Annotated in this window: 16 protein-coding genes and 1 CRISPR repeat array; of the genes, 7 read left to right on the top strand and 9 right to left on the bottom strand. The window is 39.1% G+C overall.

Annotation, left to right across the window (positions count from 1 at the left end; translation table 11 throughout):
- Positions 1-21 precede the first annotated feature (21 nt).
- Complete coding sequence (locus UE46_RS04145; RefSeq protein ID WP_036059208.1) at positions 22-492, bottom strand: DUF4352 domain-containing protein; 471 nt, start codon at positions 490-492, stop codon at positions 22-24.
- Between the two features lie 76 nt (positions 493-568).
- Positions 569-5,665, bottom strand: a complete 5,097-nt coding sequence (locus UE46_RS04140) for an immunoglobulin-like domain-containing protein (protein ID WP_118907417.1) — start codon at positions 5,663-5,665, stop codon at positions 569-571.
- 859 nt (positions 5,666-6,524) lie between these two features.
- Here UE46_RS04140 and UE46_RS04135 point away from each other — a divergent pair.
- Together UE46_RS04135 and UE46_RS04130 are read left to right on the top strand one after the other, a co-directional pair.
- Positions 6,525-6,749 carry a hypothetical protein gene (locus UE46_RS04135; protein ID WP_036059205.1) on the top strand — a complete coding sequence of 75 codons (225 nt, stop codon included), beginning with the start codon at positions 6,525-6,527 and terminating at the stop codon, positions 6,747-6,749.
- The gene (locus UE46_RS04130) at positions 6,746-8,200 is read left to right on the top strand and encodes a helix-turn-helix domain-containing protein (protein ID WP_118907416.1); all 1,455 of its coding nucleotides are present in this window, start codon (positions 6,746-6,748) and stop codon (positions 8,198-8,200) included. Before UE46_RS04135 ends, UE46_RS04130 begins: the two co-directional genes overlap by 4 nt.
- A 61-nt stretch (positions 8,201-8,261) precedes the next feature.
- On the opposite strand, the gene UE46_RS04125 is transcribed toward UE46_RS04130, so the two are convergent.
- Positions 8,262-8,987, bottom strand: coding sequence for a WxL domain-containing protein (locus UE46_RS04125; protein ID WP_036059202.1), 726 nt, complete (start codon positions 8,985-8,987; stop codon positions 8,262-8,264).
- A 146-nt stretch (positions 8,988-9,133) separates the two neighbouring features.
- A complete protein-coding gene (locus UE46_RS04120) occupies positions 9,134-9,997 on the bottom strand; it encodes a GRP family sugar transporter (protein WP_036059200.1) in 864 nt (287 codons plus the stop codon).
- Between the two features lie 404 nt (positions 9,998-10,401).
- Between UE46_RS04120 and UE46_RS04115 the strand changes: the two genes are divergently transcribed.
- On the top strand, positions 10,402-12,123 hold the full coding sequence (locus UE46_RS04115) for an ABC transporter ATP-binding protein (protein WP_036059197.1): 1,722 nt from the start codon (positions 10,402-10,404) through the stop codon (positions 12,121-12,123).
- Positions 12,123-13,895 (top strand): ABC transporter ATP-binding protein, encoded by a 1,773-nt coding sequence (locus UE46_RS04110; protein ID WP_036059195.1) that lies wholly within the window; start codon positions 12,123-12,125, stop codon positions 13,893-13,895. The genes UE46_RS04115 and UE46_RS04110 overlap by 1 nt, the downstream gene beginning before the upstream one ends.
- A gap of 55 nt (positions 13,896-13,950) precedes the next feature.
- On the opposite strand, the gene UE46_RS04105 is transcribed toward UE46_RS04110, so the two are convergent.
- Positions 13,951-14,943, bottom strand: coding sequence for a YeiH family protein (locus tag UE46_RS04105; protein ID WP_036059193.1), 993 nt, complete (start codon positions 14,941-14,943; stop codon positions 13,951-13,953).
- 80 nt (positions 14,944-15,023) lie between these two features.
- Between UE46_RS04105 and UE46_RS04100 the strand changes: the two genes are divergently transcribed.
- The 3 genes from UE46_RS04100 to UE46_RS04090 all read left to right on the top strand — a co-directional run bounded on the left by UE46_RS04100 (position 15,024) and on the right by UE46_RS04090 (position 17,001).
- Positions 15,024-15,842 carry a LysR family transcriptional regulator gene (locus UE46_RS04100; RefSeq protein WP_051492798.1) on the top strand — a complete coding sequence of 273 codons (819 nt, stop codon included), beginning with the start codon at positions 15,024-15,026 and terminating at the stop codon, positions 15,840-15,842.
- Positions 15,843-15,940: 98 nt separating this feature from the next.
- Positions 15,941-16,519: a DUF4240 domain-containing protein gene (locus UE46_RS04095; protein WP_036059191.1), complete on the top strand. Its 579-nt coding sequence runs from the start codon at positions 15,941-15,943 to the stop codon at positions 16,517-16,519.
- Positions 16,516-17,001, top strand: coding sequence for a GNAT family N-acetyltransferase (locus UE46_RS04090; RefSeq protein WP_036059190.1), 486 nt, complete (start codon positions 16,516-16,518; stop codon positions 16,999-17,001). Before UE46_RS04095 ends, UE46_RS04090 begins: the two co-directional genes overlap by 4 nt.
- A gap of 45 nt (positions 17,002-17,046) precedes the next feature.
- Here the strand turns inward: UE46_RS04090 and UE46_RS04085 are convergent, their stop codons facing one another.
- From UE46_RS04085 to cas13a, 4 genes are all read right to left on the bottom strand, one after another.
- Entirely contained in the window at positions 17,047-17,853 is an 807-nt protein-coding gene (locus tag UE46_RS04085) for a Cof-type HAD-IIB family hydrolase (RefSeq protein ID WP_036059188.1), read from the bottom strand.
- A gap of 62 nt (positions 17,854-17,915) precedes the next feature.
- The gene (locus tag UE46_RS04080; protein WP_077912452.1) at positions 17,916-18,740 is read right to left on the bottom strand and encodes a sulfite exporter TauE/SafE family protein; all 825 of its coding nucleotides are present in this window, start codon (positions 18,738-18,740) and stop codon (positions 17,916-17,918) included.
- A 33-nt stretch (positions 18,741-18,773) separates the two neighbouring features.
- Positions 18,774-19,226, bottom strand: a complete 453-nt coding sequence (locus UE46_RS04075) for a MarR family winged helix-turn-helix transcriptional regulator (protein ID WP_036059187.1) — start codon at positions 19,224-19,226, stop codon at positions 18,774-18,776.
- Between the two features lie 373 nt (positions 19,227-19,599).
- Positions 19,600-20,097: a CRISPR direct-repeat array (repeat unit 36 nt; unit sequence GTTTTAGACCTCTTCTATTTTGAGGTACTCTAAATC).
- A gap of 127 nt (positions 20,098-20,224) precedes the next feature.
- Positions 20,225-23,380 carry a type VI-A CRISPR-associated RNA-guided ribonuclease Cas13a gene (gene cas13a, locus UE46_RS04070; RefSeq protein WP_118907415.1) on the bottom strand — a complete coding sequence of 1,052 codons (3,156 nt, stop codon included), beginning with the start codon at positions 23,378-23,380 and terminating at the stop codon, positions 20,225-20,227.
- Positions 23,381-23,900 lie beyond the last annotated feature (520 nt).

The following is a 23,900-nucleotide window of genomic DNA, read 5'->3' as shown; positions in this document are numbered from 1 at the left end:
TCTGGTTTGGTTTTTAATTTCTTATTTGGCTTCTGGAATAGTGATAGACCAGCTTGCTTGTTCTTTGCCCATTGGTGCGTATACAAGTGTGCCTTTTTTAACGCTAGTTGGTAATTCGAAAAATGCTTTTCCTTCTAGTTTTTCGTTTGGCTTGAACTCATCACCAAAGTTATTTCCTTGTGGGAAAACTTCATACGTTTTGTCGCCGGATTTAATTTTGAAGTCGCCTGCGCCAACGCCTACTGTTGTGTTGTCGTTATTTAAGAATGACATGGCGATGCTGACCATATTTTTATCTTTTTTAGTGCTTTCTGTTGTCTTGATTTCACCGATTTTCATGTCGATGTTATTGACTGTTTTAGTTTTGAACTCTTGTTTTGCGGTTTCTGTTGTTTTGGTTTCTTTTTTATCACTGTTGTCCGCTGTATTGCCACATGCACCCACGAAAACTAACGTTAAGGCTGTGATTCCTGCGATTAAAACTTTTTTCATCTGTTTAGTACACCTCATTCATTTTTATAATGAAGGGGAATATTGCTATCCCCCTATCATCTCTTTATTGCACGTATTATTTAGATACGTTTACTATTTGTTCTGTTACTTTGTTACCTAGTGCATCTTTACCGATCACTTTAACAACGTCTGCTTCGTCTGTAATTTTTCCTGCGATGTAATAGCTAAATTCGCCGTTTGCTGCTGGGATTGTAGAAAGTTCAGTTCCGTTAACTTCAACGCTAACTTTTGTTACATCGCCAGTTACTGTACCTGTTAAGCGTGCGGAACCAATTTTGTAATCTTCAACTGTTACTGTTCCAACATTGCTTTTTAGAGATACTGGTTTCTTGTCTAGTTGAACGCCTGCTGCATTGTAAACTACTACGTTTACTACGTCTGTGTCTGATGTGATTGCTGCCGCTGCGTAATAACTGATCACGCCACCTGTTGCTGGAATTTTACCTTTTAATACGCCATTTACTTCTAGTTCAACACGAGCTACGTCGCCTGTGAATGTACCAGTTACATAACGATCTGTTCCAACTTTAAATGATGCGGGTGTTACAGTACCTTTAGATACAACAACTGTTTTACTAACTTTTACTGTTGCTGTGCTTAATACGGAGCCTGCTGCGTCATAAGCAACAACTTCTACTACGTCTGTATCTGATTTGATAACAGTAGAGTTAGCATAGTATTGGAATGCTCCTGCTGTTGCTGGGATGCTACCTTTTATTTCGCCGTTAACTTTAAGAGCGATTTTAGTTACATCACCTGTTAGCGTTCCTGTTACATAAGAATCTTTTCCAATGACATAATCGTTGGCAACGACTGTACCGTCAGTTGTTGTGATTGCTACTGTTTTTGTGCTTACTGCAACGCCTGCAGAGTTATAACCAACTACTTTAACTTCATCTGTAGAGTTTAAGATTGCTGCACTTGCGTAGTATTGGTATGTGCTACCTGATACGCCGATACGTTGTAAGGCAACACCGTTAACTTGTAGTTCTACTCTAACTATGTCACCTGTTAATGTTCCTGTTACATAACGATCTTTACCAAATTTGAAGTTGTTTGCTGTAATTGATCCTGTTAGACCGTTATCTGTTGTAATTGTTACTGTTTTAGAATCTAGTACTTTTCCTGCTGTGTCGTACGCTGTTACTACTACAACGTCCGTTAGATTTTTGATGCTCGTTCTAGCATAGTATTGGTATGTGCTACCAGACACGTTGATTTTTGTTAATTCTGTTCCGTTAACAGTAAGGCTAACACGTGCTACATCACCTGTTAGGGCACCTTTTACATAACCGTCATCTCCAAGATAGAACTTGTCAGCTGTGATTGTTCCTTTTGTTGCTGCTGGTGCTTTTACGTTTACTTTTGTTCTTTGTAATTCTTTACCTGCTGCGTCATAACCAATGATGTAAACTTCGTCTGTTGCTTTTGTAATGTTCTTGCTAGCGTAGTATTGGTATGTGCTACCTGATACGTTGATTGTTGTTAATGCTGTACCGTTTACTTCTAGCGCTGCTCTTGTTACGTCTCCAGTTAGATTACCTTTAACATAGTTATCTGTACCAACTGTGAAGTCGTTTGCTGTGATTGTTCCTGCTGTTGCTGCAATTACGTTTACTTTTGTTCTTTGTAGTTCTTTGCCAGCTGCGTCATAACCAATGATGTAAACTTCGTCTGTTGCTTTTGTAATGTTGTTTTTAGCGTAGTATTGGTATGAACTACCTGATACGTTGATTGTTGTTAATTTAGTTCCGTTAACTTCTAATGCCGCTCTTGTTACGTCGCCTGTTAGGGCACCTTTAACGTAGTTGTCAGGTCCGATTGCGAAGTCAGTTGCTGTGATTGTTCCTGTTGTTGCTTTTGCGTTCACTTTTACTTCTGTTCTTTGTAGTTCTTTACCTTTTTCGTCAAGTGCTACGATGTATACTTTTTTAGCTGGGTCTAGGATGTTTGTTTTTGCGTAGTATTGGTAGCTTAGGCCTGTTACGTTGATCGTTGCGAATTTAACGCCGTCAACTTCTAGGTATGCTTTGGCAACATCGCCTGTTAAAGCACCTTTAACGTAGTTATCTGTACCAATTGTAAATTCGTTTGCTGAGATTGTTCCTGATGTTGCTGCGATAACTTTGATTGTGATTTGTTTTTCGACAGTGTTTTTGTCTGAGTCAGTTACTGTGTAAACAACTGTATATGTGCCGACTTTGCTCATGTCAACGTTGCTACTCTTAACGGTAACTTTAGATGATAGATCGCCATCTTCTTTATCTTTTGCAGTTACGTCTGCTAATACGTCAAATGTATCTCCAACGCGGAATGTTTGATCGTCAGCTGTGATAACTGGTTTTTCGTTTGATGCTACGACAACAATTCCTGGATTACTATCAAGATCATTGTCACCTTTTTGAGTTACTGTAAGCTCAGCGCCTTCTTTTTGGGCTGGAATTGTTACAGAGAAGTCACCTTTATCGTCTGTTTTACCAGGGATTTTAGTGCCATCTGGAAGTGTTACTGTAACGTCTTTGTTTGGCTCACCTTTACCTGTAATCACTGTGTCGCCCTCTTTAACAGAGTTAACATCTGGAGTTCCTGGTACAGATAGATCTTGTTGTACTTTTGTTGTTACGTTTGCACTGTCATTAACACCGTTTGTTTGGTATGAAACAACAGATTGATCTTTCGCAAGTGTTACGCCTGTTGGAACATCTACTGTCCATGTTCCGTCTGGTTTAACTGTAGCTTTTACAGTTGTTCCGTTAGGGAATGTAACTATAACGTCGTTCCCTGGAGTTCCTGTACCTGTTACAGTTTTTGCACCAACGTAGATTGGTTTAACTGTTGGACGATCAATTGCAGTTGATCCTTCTGTTGAAAGACGCGTGTAATCGAATAGGTTGAATCCGTCCATTCCTGTTACTGGACCACCGTAGTAGTTTGTTGTTACTGTGCCATTTTTAGGAGCTAGTGTTACACGGCCAGCTTCAATGTCAGTCCATGAAGTATTGGATGCTTTAGACCAGTCAGTTCCGTGGTTCCATGCCATCAATGTTGCGACGTTGTTGATTTCTACACGTGATTGGTTCGCAACTACTGAGTTTCCGTAACCTTTAACGATATGACCAGTTTTCTTCGTTGCATCGTTGTTATTTTGACGGAAATCTATATATTTAGGGCTGTTAAGAACTAATTTAGAGTTTACGCCACCGCTTAGGTCAAATACAGATGTTGTTGTTGCTGATGAAAGTGTTTCTACGTAAGCCATTGTACCTTTGTTAAATGTTACAACACCGTTTGCTTTCACTGCTGGGTTCGTTGTTCTTGAACCAGCGCGGATGTTAGCTTTTGAGTCGTTTGCAAAAGTCACGGAACCGGAAGTGTAGATACCGTATCCTGCTGCTGCAATTTTAACTGTTGATCCTGTTCCTACGTTAAGTGCTGCTGCTGCGCCACCTTCTTGTTGTATTGCATTTGTTGCTGAAAGGTCGAAGCTTGAGTTCGCACCAATTTTAAGTGTTGAACCGTAGAATGTATGGATTCCTTCGTTGTTTAATGATTTAATAACTACTGTATTGTTATCGCCGAATACCGTATCTTTGTAAGTGTAGATACCATCGTGATTTGCTGATGTAAGGTTCATTGTGATGTTTTTACCTGTTGTTAAACCTTGACCATTTGTGTTTGTAGTTTCAAGCGAGTTTTCGTAAGATTTGATGTCAACAGTAGAGTTGTCACCGAAAATGATGCCACCTGCATTGATACCTTTACCGCTTGAAGATGAGATTGTATTTTTTGTGTTCATACCGAAGTCTACGCGTGAATTTCCTGCTGCATAAATCGCTCCAAGTTTTGCTTTTACAGTAACTTCTGTGTCATCGCCAAAGCTGATTGGGCCACCAGAGTAAATACCGTAGTCAATGGCAGAGTCGATATCAACTTTTACGCGTTCTGCTACTGGTTTTGGTTGATTAGATAATGTACCAAAAGTAATTTTTGCTGCTCCTGCTGAGTAAATAGCTTTATATTGTGTTCTTAATTTTAGAGATGAACCGTCACCGAATGTGATTGTTGCATTTCCGTAAAAACCGTAGCCGTTATCACTTACGATATCAACATTTGCATTTTTACCAACAACGATTGATGCTCCTGTGTTGTATGCGTAAACGGCTGTACCTGTACCTGTAGCTTTAAGTTTTACGTCATCGCCAATTGTGATGTTTCCAGATACGTAGATACCGTTACCAACATCACCTGATGCAAGTGTTAAGTCAGCGCCATTTTTAACGACTAATGTTGCTGCTCTTAAAGTACCGTATTTTGATGCTGATTTAATAACTGCATTTTCACCGACAACAAGGGCACTATTTGAAACATCAAATGCGTAACCTTTGCTTGAACTCATGTTGATATAAGCGTTATCTCCAATGCTTACAGCGCCTGATGAACGAACTTTAACCGCTGTGTTTAGAGCAGATAATTCTTCAATACGAGCGTTGTCTTCAATAACTAATTCGTCAACGTCCATACCAGCTTGGTCTAGGCTGACGATTTTATTGTTTGTTCCACCGATAGATAGGGAAAGTTTACCGTATCCACCCATGATCATTCCTTGTACTTGTACGTTGTTCGTGATGTTTACTGTTGGTGCTGCAGCTGAGTTATAACCTGTGAAAACACCTTTTGTTCCGATGTTTGTGATGCTTAAATCTTGTACATCAACGATAGATGTAGAACGCATAATCATTTGGTAATTACCTGCTATGATTGCTTGTCCGTTACCTTCGATGCGGATATTACTGTTGATAGAAACGTTACTTGTGAAACTGAAGTTACCAGTGATTTCGATAACGTTAATCGTTGTAGATTCTGCTGCTGCTTTAAACTCAGCAAACGTTGAAACTTGAGCGCGTTTTTCTGTTACGCCGTTATCTAAAGCTAATGCTCTAGATGCAATCTCGATTTTACTTGCTGCTTGATCTGCTGTTGGTAATGTTGGTGTTGTTACTTCTTGGCCAGTTGCTTCTGCCGCTGATGATCCTGTTGGCAATACTGTCAATACTTGGCTTGCAATAACTGTCGCTACAAGTAGTGATTTAGCAGCCTTCTTGACTGACTTCATAGATAGTACGTTGATTGGTCCCTTTTGTTCGAATTTCATTTTTATTTTTCTCCTTCTTCCTTATACTGTTTATTTGTCTGTTTGCTTTCCTACATGAGACGATCTGCCTTCACATAATAAACACCCCCTAAGTTGTCACAGAAACTGTATCTTTATCGATATTATTTAAAAATACCGAATCCTCCGAGTAGCGGTTTAATTATTGAGTTGGAATACGTCCCTGCTTTTTCCAAAGTAACATTATATTACTTCTCTCTTGCTGTTTGGATTATATCACAACATTTCGGGGTCACTTTGCGATGTTTTTCTTTGTAAATCGCTCGTTTCTTCTAAAAAGAAATGTAGTTGGGCGATATATCCATTTCAAAATGTTAACTACTTTACTTTAATGTCGCTTGGGTGAAACCTTTGTTAAATCGAGTAAAATTAAAGTTTGATTGTTTTTAAAATTCAGATTTATATTTATGAAAGCTTAGAACTAGTTTATTTATTCTTTAAATATTGTCCAATATTGCTTCTGTAGAACGTTTTTTCTACTTGATGTACTTTATTCAACTAGCATTATTTTCTTGTCCCTGTTTGGTTATTCTTCTGTTTCTATTTCGTTTTAACTCTTTTTTAGCCTAAAATGAAATCTTATTTTTTGGTAACAAATTTCACTTATTTATGACTACTTTTACTCGATTCCCTCTAAATTTACTGATTTGTTACCTTTGGATGTAACTTATCTTGCTTACTTTTTGAAATGCCAGCATCCGAAACATTTCATTCTAGATGTTTCTGCTACCTTCTTTTAGCCTCACCTCCTTATTGTTGTTAAAGATGATTAAACGTTATTTATATAGTTGGAATTTAGTTTTGAAGATGGCTTTCGTAGCTTCATTGGGGGGATTTAAGAATGCGGCAGAAAAACGATTTTCGTGGTTGTTTCTTTGTTCATCGCTTTCTCGGTGCCTCTTACAGTTATAATAATACTATAAAAAACAATAAATTAAGCGTATTATCAAAAACTTCTTGGCGGCGGAATTTTTTGATTTCATTTGCTAAAAACATGACAAATGTGGATTATGGTGCTATATTGAGCATGAAGAATAACCATGCATTAGGAGCGTGTTTGATATGAAAAACTTGGTCATAGCTTCAGAATATCGAAAATTAAGGCTACTACATATGCTATATACAGCGGAACGGAACTATTCTAAAAAAGAACTTGCGAATAAGCTGCATTGTTCTATTAAGACACTCGACACGGATATTAATGCTTTGCAAGAACTCTTTGATCCTGCCATTGCTTATGTTCATGAGGATGAATATCATGTGTTACTGGATGTCGGTGAACAGATTAATTTCTCCTATCTGTATGCGATGACGGTGAGCAATTCTTATATGTATCTGATTTCTAAAGATATTTTTTCAGGAAAACAGCAAAACTTGAACGATTGGGCGGAAGAGAATTTCAGCAGTCTGCCAACCACGTATCGCCGGCTTCGTCAAATTGACACGTATTTGGCCGAGAGTCGGCTTGTACTAGAGACGACACCGCTTGATATTAAAGGAACAGAGATACGGTTACGTTTTTACTACTTCCAGATTTATAGTCGCTCTTATCCTTATACCAAATGGCCGTTTCCTGAAATACCTTACGCGCAGGTGAACGCTTTTATCGAGACTGTGGAGAGCTGTTTTGGCATTTACTTTTCGTTGTCTGCTCGTATTAATTACGCGATTGCGATTGCCATTTGTTTAAGTCGGTTTAAGCAGGGCTATGCCTTTTCGATGTCTGAATCAGATATGGAATCATGGAAAAGCATTGCCGAAGCGCAGCGTGAGTTTCATCCGATTGATTATACGGTATTGGAGGATATTATTGGTTCAGAGCTACCTATACACGAGCGTTATGTCAACGTTTTGATGTGTTTTTGGACAAAATTTTCCTATGTAGATGAGGGACAGGCAAATGTGCGTGTGAAATATAGTAAACGAATTAATCCTAGTAAATATCAGCTTGCGGAGGATTTGATGAAGCTGCTCTCAGAATACCAGATTCATAATAGCCAACAGATTTTGGCAGAAACGATTGATTTCCTGACGCGCTTCTTATTTATCGACAAAATGAACATTTTACCAGCGATTCCGTATACGCATGTTGCGCCAGATAAAAATGAACTTAGCCAGCAAATCCGACAGATCTTAAATTCGTATGAAACTAATCCGAATCATGCTTATATCCGCTCGAATAAAGCGATGATGATTCATTATTTGACCGATTTTTACAATGTTATTATTCAGCAAGAACAGAAATATCAGATACTTCATGTGAAAATTGTTTCTGAAAACGGCTATTTCTGGGAGGAATTTTTACGGACGGAATTACGGAGGAGGTATTCAGAAGAGCAGATTATTATTTGTGACGAGTTGCATTCCCACGAGCATATGCAGCATATTGACCTGATTATTAGTGACTTCCCATTCTATGAGGAAACTGGGATTGACGCGGACCTTCTTGTTTGGAACATGCCGCCTGCAAAAAAAGATTTTGAACAACTAGACCAGCTTTTAACGAACCGAAGTTAAAGCATAAAAACAGGCACGAAACCCGTCATGATTGGGCTTTCGTACCTGTTTTTGCAAACTATTATGCTGGTGTATCAGTTAGTTCCCAAGTTAATGTTGCTTCATATTTACCTGGCGTCTTCGCTGTTTTACCTGGTACGCTTAGTTTGATACTTTCAGCACCTTCTGTTGCATCCGCGCCAAACATCTCAACCCATGTTCCCATACCTTGTTCTTCGTCTGCACTCATTACATCCGATGACGTTCCGGCTGGATCAAGCGTGAAATCGCCTGCTGTTGGTGCGTCACTTTCTGCTGCTGAGGCTAATGATGGATTTTCAAAACTTAGGACTGCTCCTGTTAATTCAGATCCACCATTTACGAATTGACCATCTTGTTTAACCGTTAAGTGCCAACCTGCGTTAGAGCCACGGTTATCTGTGATTTGGATGTAGTTAGGGATATCTTTGATTGTTTCTGATGCGCCAACTTTAATTTGGTCAAGTTGAGCTTTGTAGACTTCATTGTTACCGGAGATTTCTTGCTCACCGAAGTGAATATTGGAGATATAATCGATACTTAGAGGACCTGCTGTACCTGCGGGGTGATCTGGATCTACTGGAACGACCGGATCTGGATTGCCTGGATTAGTTGGATCAACCGGCGTTGTGATAGATGTATTCGGCGTGAATGTCACATCTGATTTAGAACCCAATGTTCCACCATCTGCTGCGAATGCCTTTGTTCCTGTTCCTGCGATTGTTGCCACTGCTACCATACCTACGATTGCGAATTTCGTCAATTTCATACTGTTAATTCCTTCTTTCTTTGGGTTTGTGTTTTGCTTACAAACTAAGAATACTACGAAAAAGAAGGAAAACAGTGATATTGTCAAAAATTTTCGAAACTCGGAAAAAAGTGAAAAAATAGGGGGCATAATGGCTCAAATACGCGTTAACTTTTCGTGACACCGATTAAAATACCACCAATCACAACCAAAATCACGCCGCCGATCACAAAAAGTATCTCTTTTCTTGTTTTTCGCTCTTTTAATAGAAGAATCGCGCCGAGTGTGGAAATCACGACTCCAAGTTGTGACAGTGAAAAGCCCGTCGCGACACCGACAACGCTATTTGCATAGAGCATTGCGACATTTCCCGTTGCCCAGATCATACCAGGAATCGCGAGCCACGCCGTTTTTTTAATGAAGCGACTTTCCTTATCATCTTTACTTCGCGCCGTCATAATCAGCGCTGCAATCACCATTCCAATAGCTTGTGGCAAAATAGCGTCAAAACCATTGATTGCGAATCCTTGAATAATTACGACATAACTAATATATCCCGCCGAAGAAATAGCCAAAGCGAGCAACCCACGATTCAGCATTGTTTGTCCTGCTTCCTCTTTTTCCGCGTAAGAAGTCATGAAAATACCTACTATAATGAGTGTGAGCGCCAAAAATCCAAATACGATCCGAAACGTTGTGTCCCATTCATGGAATAACAAAACACCACATAGCGTCGTCCCAACAAGTTGCATTCCTGTTGAAATTGGCATCGCTTTCGAAACACCGATCAGCTTGAACGACTTCAATTGGAACATCTGCCCGACGCTCCACAAACACCCCGTGATAAAGCTAATAATCACCGTTTCCACTGTATAAACTGGATCTGTAAAAAGAAAGGCAATACACGCAAAAATAAGCGCCCCAAACGTAATCCCCATCGTTTGTTGGCGCGTCGTTCCGCCAATTTTAGTAATGATGAGTGGCATGAAACCCCATAATAAAGCGGGAAAAAGTGCAATCAAAATGTTCATATCTCTTGTTTCCTCCTGTCGTTTTCGCTCGTATCTTCCACACTTACACTAAATCTATGTAAAAAGTAGTCTCCTTAAATGGATTATGGCATAATTCACATCCCGTGTCGATACCGTATGAAGCTACCTTATTATACTAGATGAAAGCCGTTTCATAGCAAGCTTTATTTTGTTCACAAAAAGTACAATTTTACGCGATTTCGCACCATTTCCATGTTATCATTTCTGAAATACAAGTGATACCAAAGCTTAGAGCCCCCAATAATTCGCTACTATCCTGTTCTTTTATTTACACTTCTTAAAAAAACTAAAATATCGTTACAGTTTCTCCTTGCTTCTTAAATCCATTTGTATTAGAATATATGTTCGTGCTGGTTTTCAACACATAAAAAAGGAGGCTTATAATGAAAGTTTTATTTCAACATTTAAAGAAATACAAGCTTCAAACAACGCTTTCCACACTGTTTGTCGTCGTCATGGTTATCTCACAATTATGGCAGCCGAAATTATTACAACAAGTACTGGAAGCAATTATTAAAGACGATATGGATGACATTACAAGAATTGGTATTTTACTTATTGCTATTGCCATTGTCGGACTTATCGCAGGTATTCTAAACACCATCCTCTCCGCGAAAGTGGCACAAGGTGTAGGAGCCGACATTCGTGAAACTAGTTTCCGCAAAATTCAAACATTCTCATTCAGCAATATCGAGAGACTTTCTACAGGAAACCTAGTTGTCCGTCAAACAAATGATATTACGCAAGTTCAAAACTTAGTGATGATGTCCTTACAATCTATCACTCGAATTCCGATTATGTTTATTGGTAGTTTTATTTTAGCGATGTATACCCTGCCTGAACTTTGGTGGATTATTATCGTACTTGTCGTGCTTGTTCTCCTCATTGTTTTCTTGATTTTTGGAAGAATGGGTAAACATTTCGGCAAAATCCAAGGCTTTATTGATCGTGTCAATGCGATTGCAAAAGAAAACTTGGCTGGTATGCGCGTTGTAAAATCGTTCGTACAAGAAGACAATGAATTAGAACGCTTCACAAAAACAAGTGATAAATTAACGCATCACACAATCGTAGTTGGACAACTTTTCTCCATTATGATCCCAGCTTTTATGCTCGTTTCAAATATGGCCGTTGTCGCAGCGATTTATTTTGCTGGTGATTTAGTCAAAGATGATCCTGCAGTTATTGGCGCGATTGCGTCCTTTATGAACTATTTAATGCAAATTATGATGGCGATTATTATCGGTGGTATGATGATGATGATGGCTTCACGTGCGATGATCTCGCTCAAACGTATTGGCGAAGTGCTTGAAACAGAACCTGATATCACATACGACGAAAACGCGCCAAAACAAGATTTAGTTGGTAGTGTTGAGTTTCGCGATGTAAGCTTCCAATATGAAGGCGATGAAACAAAAGCGCTGAAGCATATTTCGTTTGAAGCAAAACCTGGTGAAATGGTCGGTATCGTTGGTGCGACAGGCTCTGGTAAATCGACACTTGCCCAGCTGATTCCACGACTTTACGACCCAACAGAAGGTGAAGTTTTAATCGGCGGTGTTGACTTGAAAAAAGTGAACAAGCAGACGATTCGCGATACCGTTTCTCTCGTATTGCAACGCGCGATTCTTTTCTCAGGTACGATTTCTGAGAATTTGCGTCACGGTAAGAAAGATGCAACACCAGACGATATGGAAAAAGCAACACGCATCGCACAGGCGAAAGAATTTATCGAACGTCATGCGGATGTGTACGAAGCTCCAATCGTGGAACGTGGCAATAACTTCTCTGGTGGGCAAAAACAACGTCTATCGATCTCACGCGGTATTATTGGTGATCCAAAAGTTCTGATTCTCGATGATTCTACCAGTGCGCTCGATGCTCGTAGTGAAAAGCTTGTCAAAGAAGCTCTAAACAAAGAACTAAGTCATACAACAACTTTCATTATCGCGCAAAAAATCTCTTCTGTTATTCAAGCCGATAAGATTCTTGTTTTAGATGCTGGCGAACTCGTTGGCGTTGGCTCGCATAAAGAATTGCTTGAAACAAGTGCTACGTACAGAGAAATCTATGACACACAAAAGGGAAAGGAGGTTGACGCGTAATGAGTGAATTTAAACGTATCTGCCGCTTTTTCTGGCACTATTTAAAAGCATACAAGTTGCAACTAAGCGTGATTATTATCGCGATTATCGGTGCTACTTATTTACAAGTCAAGGCTCCTGAATATATCGGTAAAGCGATTCAAGAACTGGCGACTTATGCACAGCGCTACTTTACAACAGGTGTTGACGATAAAACTGATTTCGTCCATATTATTTGGATGTTAGTCCTGTTTTACGTCCTACTTGCAGGCGCAACCTTCATTCAAACGATTCTGATGGCTGGTGTTTCTGGTCGTGCGACGAATCGAATGCGTATTGGCTTGTTCCGCAAAATGGAGAAACTATCGATTCGTTTCTTCGATAGTCATAAAGATGGCGAAATGCTCAGCCGTTTCACCAGTGACCTTGATAACATTTCCAACACGCTGAACCAAGCGTTAGTACAAGTTTTATCCAACGTTGCCCTTATGATCGGTGTTATCATCATGATGTACAACCAAAATGTGAAATTGGCAACTGTAACCCTTATTTTAGCACCAGTTGCGATCATTATTGCCGCTTTGATTATTCGTAAAGCGCGTAAATATGTGGATCTGCAACAAGATCGTCTCGGTGAACTGAATGGTTACATCGATGAGAAGATCTCTGGTCAAAAAATTATTATCACGAACGGCCTGGAAGAAGAAACAGTTGAAGGCTTCGTGAAACATAACAATATCGTTAAAGATGCCACATTTAAAGGCCAAGTATACTCTGGTTTACTTTTCCCGATGATGCAAGGTATTTCGTTAATTAATACCGCTGTCGTTATTTTCTTCGGTGGTTACCTCGCGCTTGACGGTAGTATCGAACGCGCCGCAGCTCTTGGTTTGATCGTTATGTTCGTGCAGTATTCGCAACAATTCTACATGCCACTTACACAAATTTCATCCCAGTACAGCATGTTGCAATTAGCGATTACTGGTGCTCGCCGTGTTAGTGAAATTTTTGACGAAGAGGAAGAAGTCGAACGCAAAGACTTGAAAACCATTGATGGCGTTCATAAAAGCGTGAAACTCCAAAATGTCGACTTCGCTTACGTTCCTGAAAAACCAGTCCTCAAAAATGTCTCGATTGACGTTGAAAAAGGTAAGATGGTAGCCCTTGTCGGCCCAACTGGTTCTGGTAAAACGACCGTCATGAACTTGCTGAACCGTTTCTATAATGTAGATAACGGCGCGATTCTTTTCGATGATGTCGATATTCGCGACATTAAGCTGGCATCATTACGGAAGCAAGTCGGGATCGTTTTACAAGATTCAGTCTTGTTCTCTGGTACAATCCGCGACAACATTGTCTTCGGTAAACCCGAAGCAACAGACGATGAGGTTACCAATGCCGCAAAACAAGCGAACATTCACGACTTCATTATGGGTCTTGAAAATGGCTATTCCACTAAAATTACCGATGAAAATAATATTTTCAGTGTTGGTCAAAAACAATTAATTAGTATCGCGCGGACGATTATTACGAACCCATCGCTACTTATTCTCGATGAGGCAACAAGTAATGTCGATACCGTAACTGAGAGCCGCATCCAAAAAGCAATGGATAACGTAATCTCTGGCCGTACTAGTTTTGTTATTGCTCACCGTTTGAAAACAATTCTTGACGCCGACCATATCGTCGTGCTACATCAAGGTGAAGTTATCGAACAAGGCACACATGAATCACTTCTAAAAGAAGATGGTTTCTACGCCGAGCTTTATAACAACCAGTTTGTGATGGAATAAAAAATTAAGGAGCGATAGATCTCAGAGAATTGAGATCTATCGCTCCTTTTTTGCGTTAAAAGAAAAGTTTACTTGCGGCAATAGACAAGCCTAGTAGCGCTACTGAACCTATAGTCGCTGCCAGAAAAACACGCCCGCCGCGACGGATAATCACATCAAAATTAACGCTCATACCAAGTCCGGCCATCGCCATACCTAAGCAAAGATACGCAAGTGACACAAGTCCATTGAGGAGACTTGCAGGCATCGCGATAAACGTTCCGATCGCACTCGTTAACAAGAAACCACCCATGAACCATGGAATCGGTAATTTCGCTTTTTCATCCGATGTTCCACGTGCTTTGCGTTGTGCGATGATTCCTACGATCAAAGCCACCGGTGCAAGTAGCAAGACCCGCGATAATTTCATGATAATCGAAGCGTCCAGCGCCTGCGTTCCACCAGCACCACCAGCAGCAACCGCGTGTGCAATCTCATGTAGCGACGAACCCGTCATGACACCAAATTGCGTCGGCGTCATCCCAAGCATCGGTTTTAAAGCTACCTCGATTAACGTAAACACAGTTCCCAAAATCGCCACAACCGCTACCGCGAGTACAGCGTCATCATTCTTCGCCTTCAACTGCGGTGACACACCCATCACAGCCGCTGCGCCACAAATCCCGCAACCACAAGCCGCCAACATTCCTAATGTACTCTCCACTTTCAGCCATTTACATAGAAAATATACCGTCACAATCGTGAACGCAACCACTACAATCGCCAGCACAATCGTCTTCATCCCCGAATCCGCAAGCGCCTCCAGATTCAAACGAAATCCCAGTAAAATAATCCCCAATCTTAAAAATTTATTCGAGATAAAACTCGTTCCCGGCTGCGCACTAACAACAAGCGACCGACTAAGTTGCACGAGCATTCCCAAAATCAAGGCAATAACCAGCGCCCCTACGAGCTGTAATCCAGGCAATAACGCCAAATATTTCCCGGCTAGCGAGCAAGCTAGCGTCACCACAATACCAATCCAAAATCCTTTTTCTCTCCATTTCATTCCACATTCATCTCCTAAATTCCGTTCTAATATAGTATACTTAAACTAACATCACTTTATGTAAAGGAGGCTCGCCCGTCATGTTCCAATGGCTCCAAACCTTCATGGCCGTTTTTGAAGCGCAGAATTTCACCAAAGCCGCTGAAAATTTATTCATCTCCCAACCGACCGTTTCCCTACATATTCAAAAACTAGAAGAACTCACTGGCTCCGAACTATTCATCCGCAATGGTCGCAATCATGCCGTACCAACAGAAAGTGCTGAATTATTATATTTACGCGCAAAACAGCTCGATTCACTATGGGAAAATAGCCTCAGCGAAATCAAACAACTACAAGGCAATACGCGCATCAGCTATCATATTGGAGCTTCTCAAACCATCGGCGTTTACATGCTTCCCCAGGTGCTGCCACAGCTACAAGAAGCCTTTCCAAATTATGATTTTGTCATCCATATCGCGAATTCTACTGTTATTTTTAAGAAAGTCGACATGCATGAATATAACGTCGGCCTTGTTGAATCGCCAATGATCGCGCCAACAATTGAACGCGCTATCTTTGCCTACGATTCCTTAGTTCTAGCAGGCAATCAAAACAGCGATCTCTGGCTTTTACGTGAATCAGGATCAGGAATTCGTGCTTATACAGATCAATTTTTCCAGCAAGAGAACATCATTCCTAAGCAAAAAATTGAAATTGCGAGCAACGAAGCGATCTTAAATATGTTACAACAAGGTATCGGCAAAACGCTTTTATCCGACCTTAGTATTCGCGATCTCACAAGCACGGCGCCACCTGAGGCCATTACGCGAGCCCTCTTTCAAATCCATCACGCCGAATTCCCGCAAGATGACTTTCAAATGGCCCTGTACAAGCTGCTACTAGAGACGTTTCAGTAATCTATACTCTTAGAATACAGGGAATTACACGATAAGTAAAATAGATATTTTAAATACTTTTCATCAGAAATATTAATATTGAAAAGGAGATGCCAACTATGCATAAACAAAAATTTTGGAAAATCATTCATACCTGCGTCAAGCGTTCCAAAGGTGATATTGAATTGTATGAAGAACAATTGGAGAAACAATTAAATAAGCTAACCATCGATAATCTCATCAAGTGGCAGTTGATTTTTGATGAATATCACGAGCTTTCTAAATCAGAACGGCTTTGGGCAGCGGCATATTTACTAAATGATGGCGCAAGTGATGACGGTTTTGATTACTTCCGCGCTTGGCTGATTTCACATGGAGAAGACATCTTCTTGAAGGTCGTTGCCGATCCCGACATGCTTGGTACTCTTATAAGCGCAGATATCGAGACTCTAGATGAAGATTTCTTAGGCGAATTTGAAGAGATTATGTATGTAGCGAGTTACGTTTACGCTGAAAAAACAGGAGACGATGATGATGAACAGTTCTTTAATGCCTGCGAGCAGTTCGCCCTCACCGATCATGAAAAAAAGGAAATTTCGCAGGATGTGAAACTTCCGGAAGCCCTAGATTGGGATGAAGATTCCAATTTAGCGTTGATTTTTCCACAAATCGCTGCACTGAAAGGTGAAGACGCATGACGATAACACTTGAGCCTATTTTAAAAAGTGAAGAACCTGTCCTGCAGAATTTGATCCAGTTTTATAATTACGAATTCAGTATGTATGTGCCGACAATTCGGGTGAAACCAGACGGCCTTTTTAAACCGATGGACCTTACAAACTATTGGAGCGAGCCTGCTTATCATCCCTTTTTTATTAAAGTTGATGATGAAATCGCGGGTTTTGCTTTAATAAAAAGTACCGCTGAATGTAGTCATGTGGAGCAGTTTTTCACGTTGAAATACGTCGCTAATAGAGGCATTGGTAAGGCTGCTGCAAAACAAATATTCGATCTGTTCCCTGGAAAATGGCGCGTTTTACAAATTAAAAACAATTATCCGGCTCAAGCTTTTTGGCGAAAAGTAATCTCAGAATACACGAATGATCATTATGTCGAAAAATATGATGCCGAAGATGATCGAAGTTCTGTCCAAGAGTTTCACACAAACAATCACAACTAAAAAAGGCATTCCTAGAGTTAAAATCAACTTTAGGAATGCCTCTTTTTATTCAATAATAAGCGCTTCGATCGTATCTAAAACAGCTTCCGAGTCATTGGAACCTATGATAGTGCTCGCGACCGTTTTAATTTTTTCTTGTGCATTTTCCATAGCAAAACTGTGCTTTGTGCGCTCGAGCATTTCTAAATCATTACCACTATCGCCAAAAGTAGCAATTTCATCATCCGCTATGCCCCATTTATCAGCTAGGAGCCTCAAACCATGGTACTTGTGAATGCCTGGAATAATTAAATCAATATCTTCGTGCCCACTGGAAACTGGTGTAAGTATATCACCAAGAGAACGCTGTAAACTAGCTAATTTTTCGGTAGCATCGTCCATGGTGTATGAAAGTGCAAATTTGAAAATCGCATCATTCTCTTGCGTAACTTCATGCAAATTGGTGAGCTTTTTTAATTTTGGATAATAAAAGTGAGCGTTTTTGAACGCCTCATCTGATATCTTTTCTGAAATATAAGCACTATTTTTCCCACATACGATTAAATTAGTAGGTTCCAATTTTTCTACTTCCGTTAATGTTTTTTGTATCGTCGCATCGTCTAATTCAGCATTATAAAACGGCGTATCTCCCATCACAATATTCGCGCCATTTTCAGCGACGAACGTTATATCCTGATATGTATCTGGGAAAAAAGAACGCAACTGAAAATATTGATTCCCGCTGGCCACTACAAATCGGATGCCCTTCTCTTGGAGTTGTACAAAAAGATCATTAAACCTCGCTACATTATATGTTTTATCGCTACTCAAAAATGTTCCATCCATATCTACCGCTATCATTTTAATCGCCATCTTTTTACCACCTCTCCATGAAAGTATAGCGGATGAAATGCATTTCATGTCAAGCGAAAATTTTATCCTATCAGCGCTTTTACCGCCATCACAATCATGTAAAGGCTAAGAGCAATCAAGAATAGCGCAAAATAGCGTTTTATGTTGTTATCAGAAATTTTGAGCATGATCTTCACACCCACTTTTGTCATCGGAACCGAAAGAATCGAAATCAGCAACACGGTTGGAAGGTGAATAAACCCCAATGAATATGGCGGCAAATCAGGGTACGTCAGACCGCTAACGGTAAAACCAACAGCAGCAAAAATAGTTAAGAAAACACCACAAAAAGCGGCCGTTCCAATTGCTTTTTTGATATTCAAACCAGTTTTATTAAAGAACGGGACAATTAAGCCCGCACCAGATACTCCGCCCAAAGTTGCAATCACGCCAATTCCAATTGCAGCAAGCGAATTCTTAGTTTTAGGATACGTCATCACGTCCGCTATTTCAGTCACGGTTCGCTTACTCTGAATCAGCATTTTCACGCCAAAATAAACTAAAAATAAGGAGAAGAAGAGCTTCAGAAAATTTTGATCCATGGAAGTTACTATCTGGCTCGTAATAAGGACTGTTAACAGTAGCGCTGGAAGAAATAACTTCACCCGAGTAAAATCGATATTTTGGCTGCGGTATTGATTATAAGCCGTGGCAGAAGTACTGATAATCATCGTCGCAAATGACGTCCCCATAGCCATAAACATTAGTTCTGATTTTGGTACACCGACGAAAGGTAGCAAGACCAGCAAGACCGGAACAATAATCCCACCTCCCCCAAGACCAAACATGCCAGAAACCAAGCCAACAAATACGCCCAAAATTAATATCCCTATAACATAAGTTGTCATCGTCATAACCCCATTTTCATTGATAAATTCCGTTTAGGCATGATTGTCAATTAAATCCGTAGCATGTTTTAAGAATCCGCCGATACTTTCTAATTGATCAGGAGATAGTTCGTTTATGTAATCTAAAAGTGCCTGATCATGTTTTTGATGATATTCTTCGTGGAGCTGGTAAGCTTGCCTGCCAGAATCGCTCAGAAAAAGATGGAATTTCTTTTTATCCTCCTCATCAGAACCTCTAACGATGAATCCCCTTTTTTGTAAAATCCCCACAGTCCGATGAACAACCGCCCGCGTGATACCCAATTTACGCGCGAGTTCAGAACAGTATATCCCTGGAAATTCCCCGATCATTTTGATCATATGGATTTCCCCACGATAAAAAGTCATTTCAGGACTGCCAAAATCGAGAATATTTGTCTTGCTATTCGCTATTTTTTCAGTTAGCGATACAAATGATGTTAGGATGTCATTTTGTGATGTGGTCATGCGTGCTTGCCTCCTTGGTAAAATGTTGTTTTGATATTGTCATCGTAGCATACAATATTTTTGTATGTCAAGCTGACAAAAAAACACTTAAATTATCCAAACGAAAAAAACACCATAAACCGTATCATATCAACAGTTTACAGTGTCTTCATTTCCTAAAAACGGAGAAACGGGGATTCTGATGGTTGGATGAAATGCACTCGTGGTGCTGATTTCAACGCTTATAATGTTGGCTGCGTGGCAATTTTGTGGCAAATATTTTTAAGAAGATGTCGAAGATTTTATTCGTCATCTTCTTTGTTGTGCGAGATTCTAATACTCTTCTGTTTAAAGGGCTCTAGATTTTTTACATAGCTCATCGTTTCAATTTGAGGTTTTAGACCTCTTCTATTTTGAGGTACTCTAAATCCGGAAGATGTGGAAAAAACCATATTGGAACGTTTTAGACCTCTTCTATTTTGAGGTACTCTAAATCCTGATTTAAGAAATCAAAAGGAAATTGATAGTTTTAGACCTCTTCTATTTTGAGGTACTCTAAATCAAATGATCTGATTGAGTGGATGGAGAGTGAGTTTTAGACCTCTTCTATTTTGAGGCACTCTAAATCTTTGGGTGCCGATACGGATATAAACAAGATGTTTTAGACCTCTTCTATTTTGAGGTACTCTAAATCGAAAAAGGTGAGTTAGCAAGCCTTGGAACAGTTTTAGACCTCTTCTATTTTGAGGTACTCTAAATCATGACTGGGCTCAATAGTATCAGTATCTCTGTTTTAGACCTCTTCTTTTTTGAGCTACTCTAAATCACTTGTAGACCGTCTCACTCGATTATTCTAGTTTTAGCCCTCTTTTGTTCTGAGGTACTCTAAATCATATTTTTTGTAACGGCTTGCAATCATTTGTTTTAGTCCTCTTCTGTTTTGAGGTATTTTTTAATAGCAAAATGAAATTGCATTCTCCCATCCAATTTCATTTTGAAATTAACTGCAACATTCTATATCAAATTTCTAATAGTCTCTTTACTATACCACAATACTCTTCTGAAACTTGATTTGTTTCTATATAACCATTATCGATTTTTTTCTCACCTAGATGTCTCAATTTTTTTGGCTCTAAGCTTTTTATCACCAACCTATGTTTATTTTCTTTCAAGTTAGCAAATACGACGCTCATACCATGTCTATCTAAAATATCGATTAATGACTTGGAAACGGCATTCTTTAATTTACGATCATACTTAAAAATTTCTCTCAACCTCTCAGATAAATACAGCAACGTGCACTCAGATTTGAGTGATAAATAATTTAAATGCGCTATATGATTCCTTGCATTTTTCTCAGAAACAAACAGTCCTTCTTTTTTCAAGAATGTATCCAGCTTTTTAATACTTTTTAGTCTATTATCGCCCCAATATTCCACTCTCTCAGTTATTCCTGAATGCTTAAAATATTGATTCGCCATACATTGAAAGTCTCTATCAGCTATTGCTACATAGCCAACATATCTTCCCAGAATTTCAATTAGCAAATGGTGCAGCTCATTAACGTATACAAGCGTAGTTTTATTTTTATGCCAATTGTAAGCATCAATAGCGTCACAACACTCTTTATACTCTTTAAAAAATGCATTATTTTGCGGTTTTTTGGGATTTTTTTCCCATTCATTATGCAATTCTTTTCTTCGCTCAATAGTCTCTTCAATGGTTTCTTTTTGCCGCTCCCACTCAGTTATGTTGCATTTCGACACTTTAAACTCAGGACTAGCATCAAAAAGCCGTTGAATCACTGTTTCAGTACCATACTTCCTCGCTTGCTCTACACCACGAAAAAGAATCGGTGTTTTGCCATCACTTTGTCGGTACGGTTCCCGCTGATACAATTCCTCTCCAACATAGCCCTTCATAATTTTCTCGTATTCCCGTTCTGAGCTAAAAAATTGCTTCCAATCATTCTCTCGTGAATCCACTCCAAGCAATGCTAAACCAATGATTTCTTGTTCTCCAGTTAAATGACCGTCATACTTAATCATTTCGTTTCTTAGCTCGCTTAAATGCCTAGCATCCAGCATTTTGCAGAATGTCCAAAATGCAATATAGTCATCTTTATTTTTCAAAAATGATGGCTCTACTTTAATATCAAAGCTCATTTCCTCAATTTCACTTTGTTCTAGCCCCTGATTTCTTGGATTTTTAATAAATTTTAAATCAGCAGATCTCATATGACTATCAAATCCCTTAATAAAAACCTGGCTAATAAATTTTTCAAAATGATTCGGTGTATCCTCAGTTGAATCCTCATGTATCGCTATTTGACCTTGGACATAGCCCATATAGTCTCTAGGCATCTCACCTTCTTCAACTTCTCTAATGTTAATAAAAGCTTTTGCATCCTGCTGTCTATTTTTATTTAATCGCAATACAAAATTGGCAGCATCTCGGAAAGCATTATTATCAGCTGTAAACCATGGCATAAATTGTTGATAATAAACTAGCTTCGTCAGGAAATAGCGTGCACGAAAATCTTCTTCTCCATATTCCAAAATATCAAAAGTAGTCAAACCTAAATCATAATATCTATTTTTAGAAGTTTGGTAGTCGTGCCCTTTTGCGTAGACACGTTTAAAGCTTGGGACAAACGGCGCATTAGTAGTCAACAACGAAAACCCTTGCTTCATTTCCCAGATAGACTGCAATTTATCATGACTGTAGAACCTTATTATCCCACTACTTTTAAGTTTTTCTTCGATGAAGTCTGGAATTTTGGCGATATCTTTATCCATCAATTTTTGCATATCAGAATCCGTATATTTCATATTGTTAGGTTCAAATTCAAAGCCTTTTATTTTAAGTATGCTTTTCCAAGAATGCTTTTTGCAATGGTAAACCTCATTTCTAATTTGCTGAATAGAGCCCCTAATCGCCCAGATAGCTTCATCAAAATTCACATTTTGAATCTCATCCGAGAAAAAAGGAATCATTTTTTTCACAACATCAGACTGCGTAGTACTGTTTGGCAAATTCTTTTTAAAATCGCCCTTACCTAAAATATCCTTTTCACATTCAGGGTTTAAAATCATCTTCAAATTATTGGATGCGAAGGCGCAAGCATTAATAAATTTGAAGCTAAATGCCTCACCAGATCTAATATCCTGCAAGTCTTTTGTTTTAGGATCTGTTAGCTCATATGCCTCCATTTTTCCTTGTTCCAGTACATAATGATATACAGCATTTTTAAATTGCTGCTCCACTGTAGACTCAATTAATTCCTTTTTCAAAAAGTCCGCTCGCGCATGTTTACTTCTATTCGGTGCACGTTTGATTGGGAAATATCGCTGTATATACTTCTTCACTTCTATACCATATTGATTTAACTCTGGATCTTCTTTCAATTCATCCAAAATATTTCGCTGATGTTGTTGCAAGCACGCTTTAATTTTATAGTTTGCACTTTTATCCTCGTTCAAATCTACTACTTTAAACGACTCCGCTAAGTCTGCCAGTTTATATTTTTTCGCCACAAGATCGAGTCCCAGCGGTTCTCCATTCAAAAAGGCTGTGACATATTTTTGCAATACTAATTTCCTTGGCGAATCAGGGGACTGTATTTTGTTTTGCTCAATGGATTTCTGTATGGTTGTCTGCTTATAGTGAATGTATGATTCTGCCCAATCCGTATAGGGTTTCAATTTTTCAAAAAAAATGCCCCAATCTGGCTTAATTTCATCTAAATCTCGAATCGCTGGTACCGCTATATCTGTAAGGCAAAATTGAACATGTTCGGCACCTTTGCTAGGCGGATAAGAAATCATGTTTTGGAACTTCGGTTTAAATAGTTTAGTTAAAGATTCCGTATTTAGACTCTTTAAATTATGTAACTTTTGGCTTGGCACTTCTTGATGTAACAGCGCCAACATTAATTCTGTTATTTCTTTATTAATCGCTTTATTAATTGCCTGCTTACGCCTATTTTTTTCTTTTTCATCAGGTTTTCTCACAGTTTTATTGAGGATACTCTTATAAAACGATTCTTTTTTCTTATCAAATATAATTTCTGTTGTCTTATTTCCATCGATACCTTCATAAACCAGTTGACCTTCCTTACTTGTCCTCTCCATTACGATAGTTCTTCCATCTACTCTCATCTTTGTGATTTTCATCTGTCTACTCAGCTCCATTTGGTTTTATAGTCATGTACCTAATGCTTCATTATTGCTGAAACTTTAATTGGTTTCTTCATGCGTGTATGAAATTTCTATTATTTATCAATATATTCATTATACAAGAAGGCACGTTGCAAGACAACATTCGCTGACAGTTCATCTACAATACTAAGAATTGAATAAAGCCATAAAAACCAATAATCCAGTTCTTTGGATCACAGTTTTTATGGCTTTATTTCGAATACTTATCCACAAAAGAGGTTTTAGTCCTCTTTTGTTTTGAGGTACTCTAAATCGGATTTAACGTACTTCACAAGTACAGAGTTGTTTTAGTCCTCTTTTGTTTTGAGGTACTCTAAATCAAAATGGACGAGATTATTGTCGGAGAGTGCGTTTTAGTCCTCTTCTGTTTTGAGGTACTCTAAATCTATGAAAATAATGTAACACCAATCGTTTGGGTTTTAGTCCTCTTCTGTTTTGAGGTAATATATCCGCCTATTCGCTTGCAACAACATAA

It is taken from the genome of Listeria weihenstephanensis (assembly GCF_003534205.1).
Classification (GTDB): domain Bacteria; phylum Bacillota; class Bacilli; order Lactobacillales; family Listeriaceae; genus Listeria_A; species Listeria_A weihenstephanensis.
The sequence above is the reverse complement of the archived record's forward strand: the minus strand, read 5'-3'. Positions and strand labels throughout refer to the sequence as shown.

What these genes read in the sequence shown, in the direction of transcription:
- UE46_RS04110 (WP_036059195.1), top strand. Translation starts at nt 12,123, where the DNA reads ATGAGTGAATTTAAACGTATCTGCCGCTTTTTCTGGCACTATTTAAAA.
- cas13a (WP_118907415.1), bottom strand. Translation starts at nt 23,380, where the DNA reads ATGAAAATCACAAAGATGAGAGTAGATGGAAGAACTATCGTAATGGAG.
- UE46_RS04115 (WP_036059197.1), top strand. Translation starts at nt 10,402, where the DNA reads ATGAAAGTTTTATTTCAACATTTAAAGAAATACAAGCTTCAAACAACG.
- UE46_RS04125 (WP_036059202.1), bottom strand. Translation starts at nt 8,987, where the DNA reads ATGAAATTGACGAAATTCGCAATCGTAGGTATGGTAGCAGTGGCAACA.
- UE46_RS04100 (WP_051492798.1), top strand. Translation starts at nt 15,024, where the DNA reads ATGTTCCAATGGCTCCAAACCTTCATGGCCGTTTTTGAAGCGCAGAAT.
- UE46_RS04085 (WP_036059188.1), bottom strand. Translation starts at nt 17,853, where the DNA reads ATGGCGATTAAAATGATAGCGGTAGATATGGATGGAACATTTTTGAGT.
- UE46_RS04135 (WP_036059205.1), top strand. Translation starts at nt 6,525, where the DNA reads ATGCGGCAGAAAAACGATTTTCGTGGTTGTTTCTTTGTTCATCGCTTT.
- UE46_RS04120 (WP_036059200.1), bottom strand. Translation starts at nt 9,997, where the DNA reads ATGAACATTTTGATTGCACTTTTTCCCGCTTTATTATGGGGTTTCATG.
- UE46_RS04080 (WP_077912452.1), bottom strand. Translation starts at nt 18,740, where the DNA reads ATGACAACTTATGTTATAGGGATATTAATTTTGGGCGTATTTGTTGGC.
- UE46_RS04095 (WP_036059191.1), top strand. Translation starts at nt 15,941, where the DNA reads ATGCATAAACAAAAATTTTGGAAAATCATTCATACCTGCGTCAAGCGT.
- UE46_RS04105 (WP_036059193.1), bottom strand. Translation starts at nt 14,943, where the DNA reads ATGAAATGGAGAGAAAAAGGATTTTGGATTGGTATTGTGGTGACGCTA.
- UE46_RS04090 (WP_036059190.1), top strand. Translation starts at nt 16,516, where the DNA reads ATGACGATAACACTTGAGCCTATTTTAAAAAGTGAAGAACCTGTCCTG.
- UE46_RS04075 (WP_036059187.1), bottom strand. Translation starts at nt 19,226, where the DNA reads ATGACCACATCACAAAATGACATCCTAACATCATTTGTATCGCTAACT.
- UE46_RS04140 (WP_118907417.1), bottom strand. Translation starts at nt 5,665, where the DNA reads ATGAAATTCGAACAAAAGGGACCAATCAACGTACTATCTATGAAGTCA.
- UE46_RS04145 (WP_036059208.1), bottom strand. Translation starts at nt 492, where the DNA reads ATGAAAAAAGTTTTAATCGCAGGAATCACAGCCTTAACGTTAGTTTTC.
- UE46_RS04130 (WP_118907416.1), top strand. Translation starts at nt 6,746, where the DNA reads ATGAAAAACTTGGTCATAGCTTCAGAATATCGAAAATTAAGGCTACTA.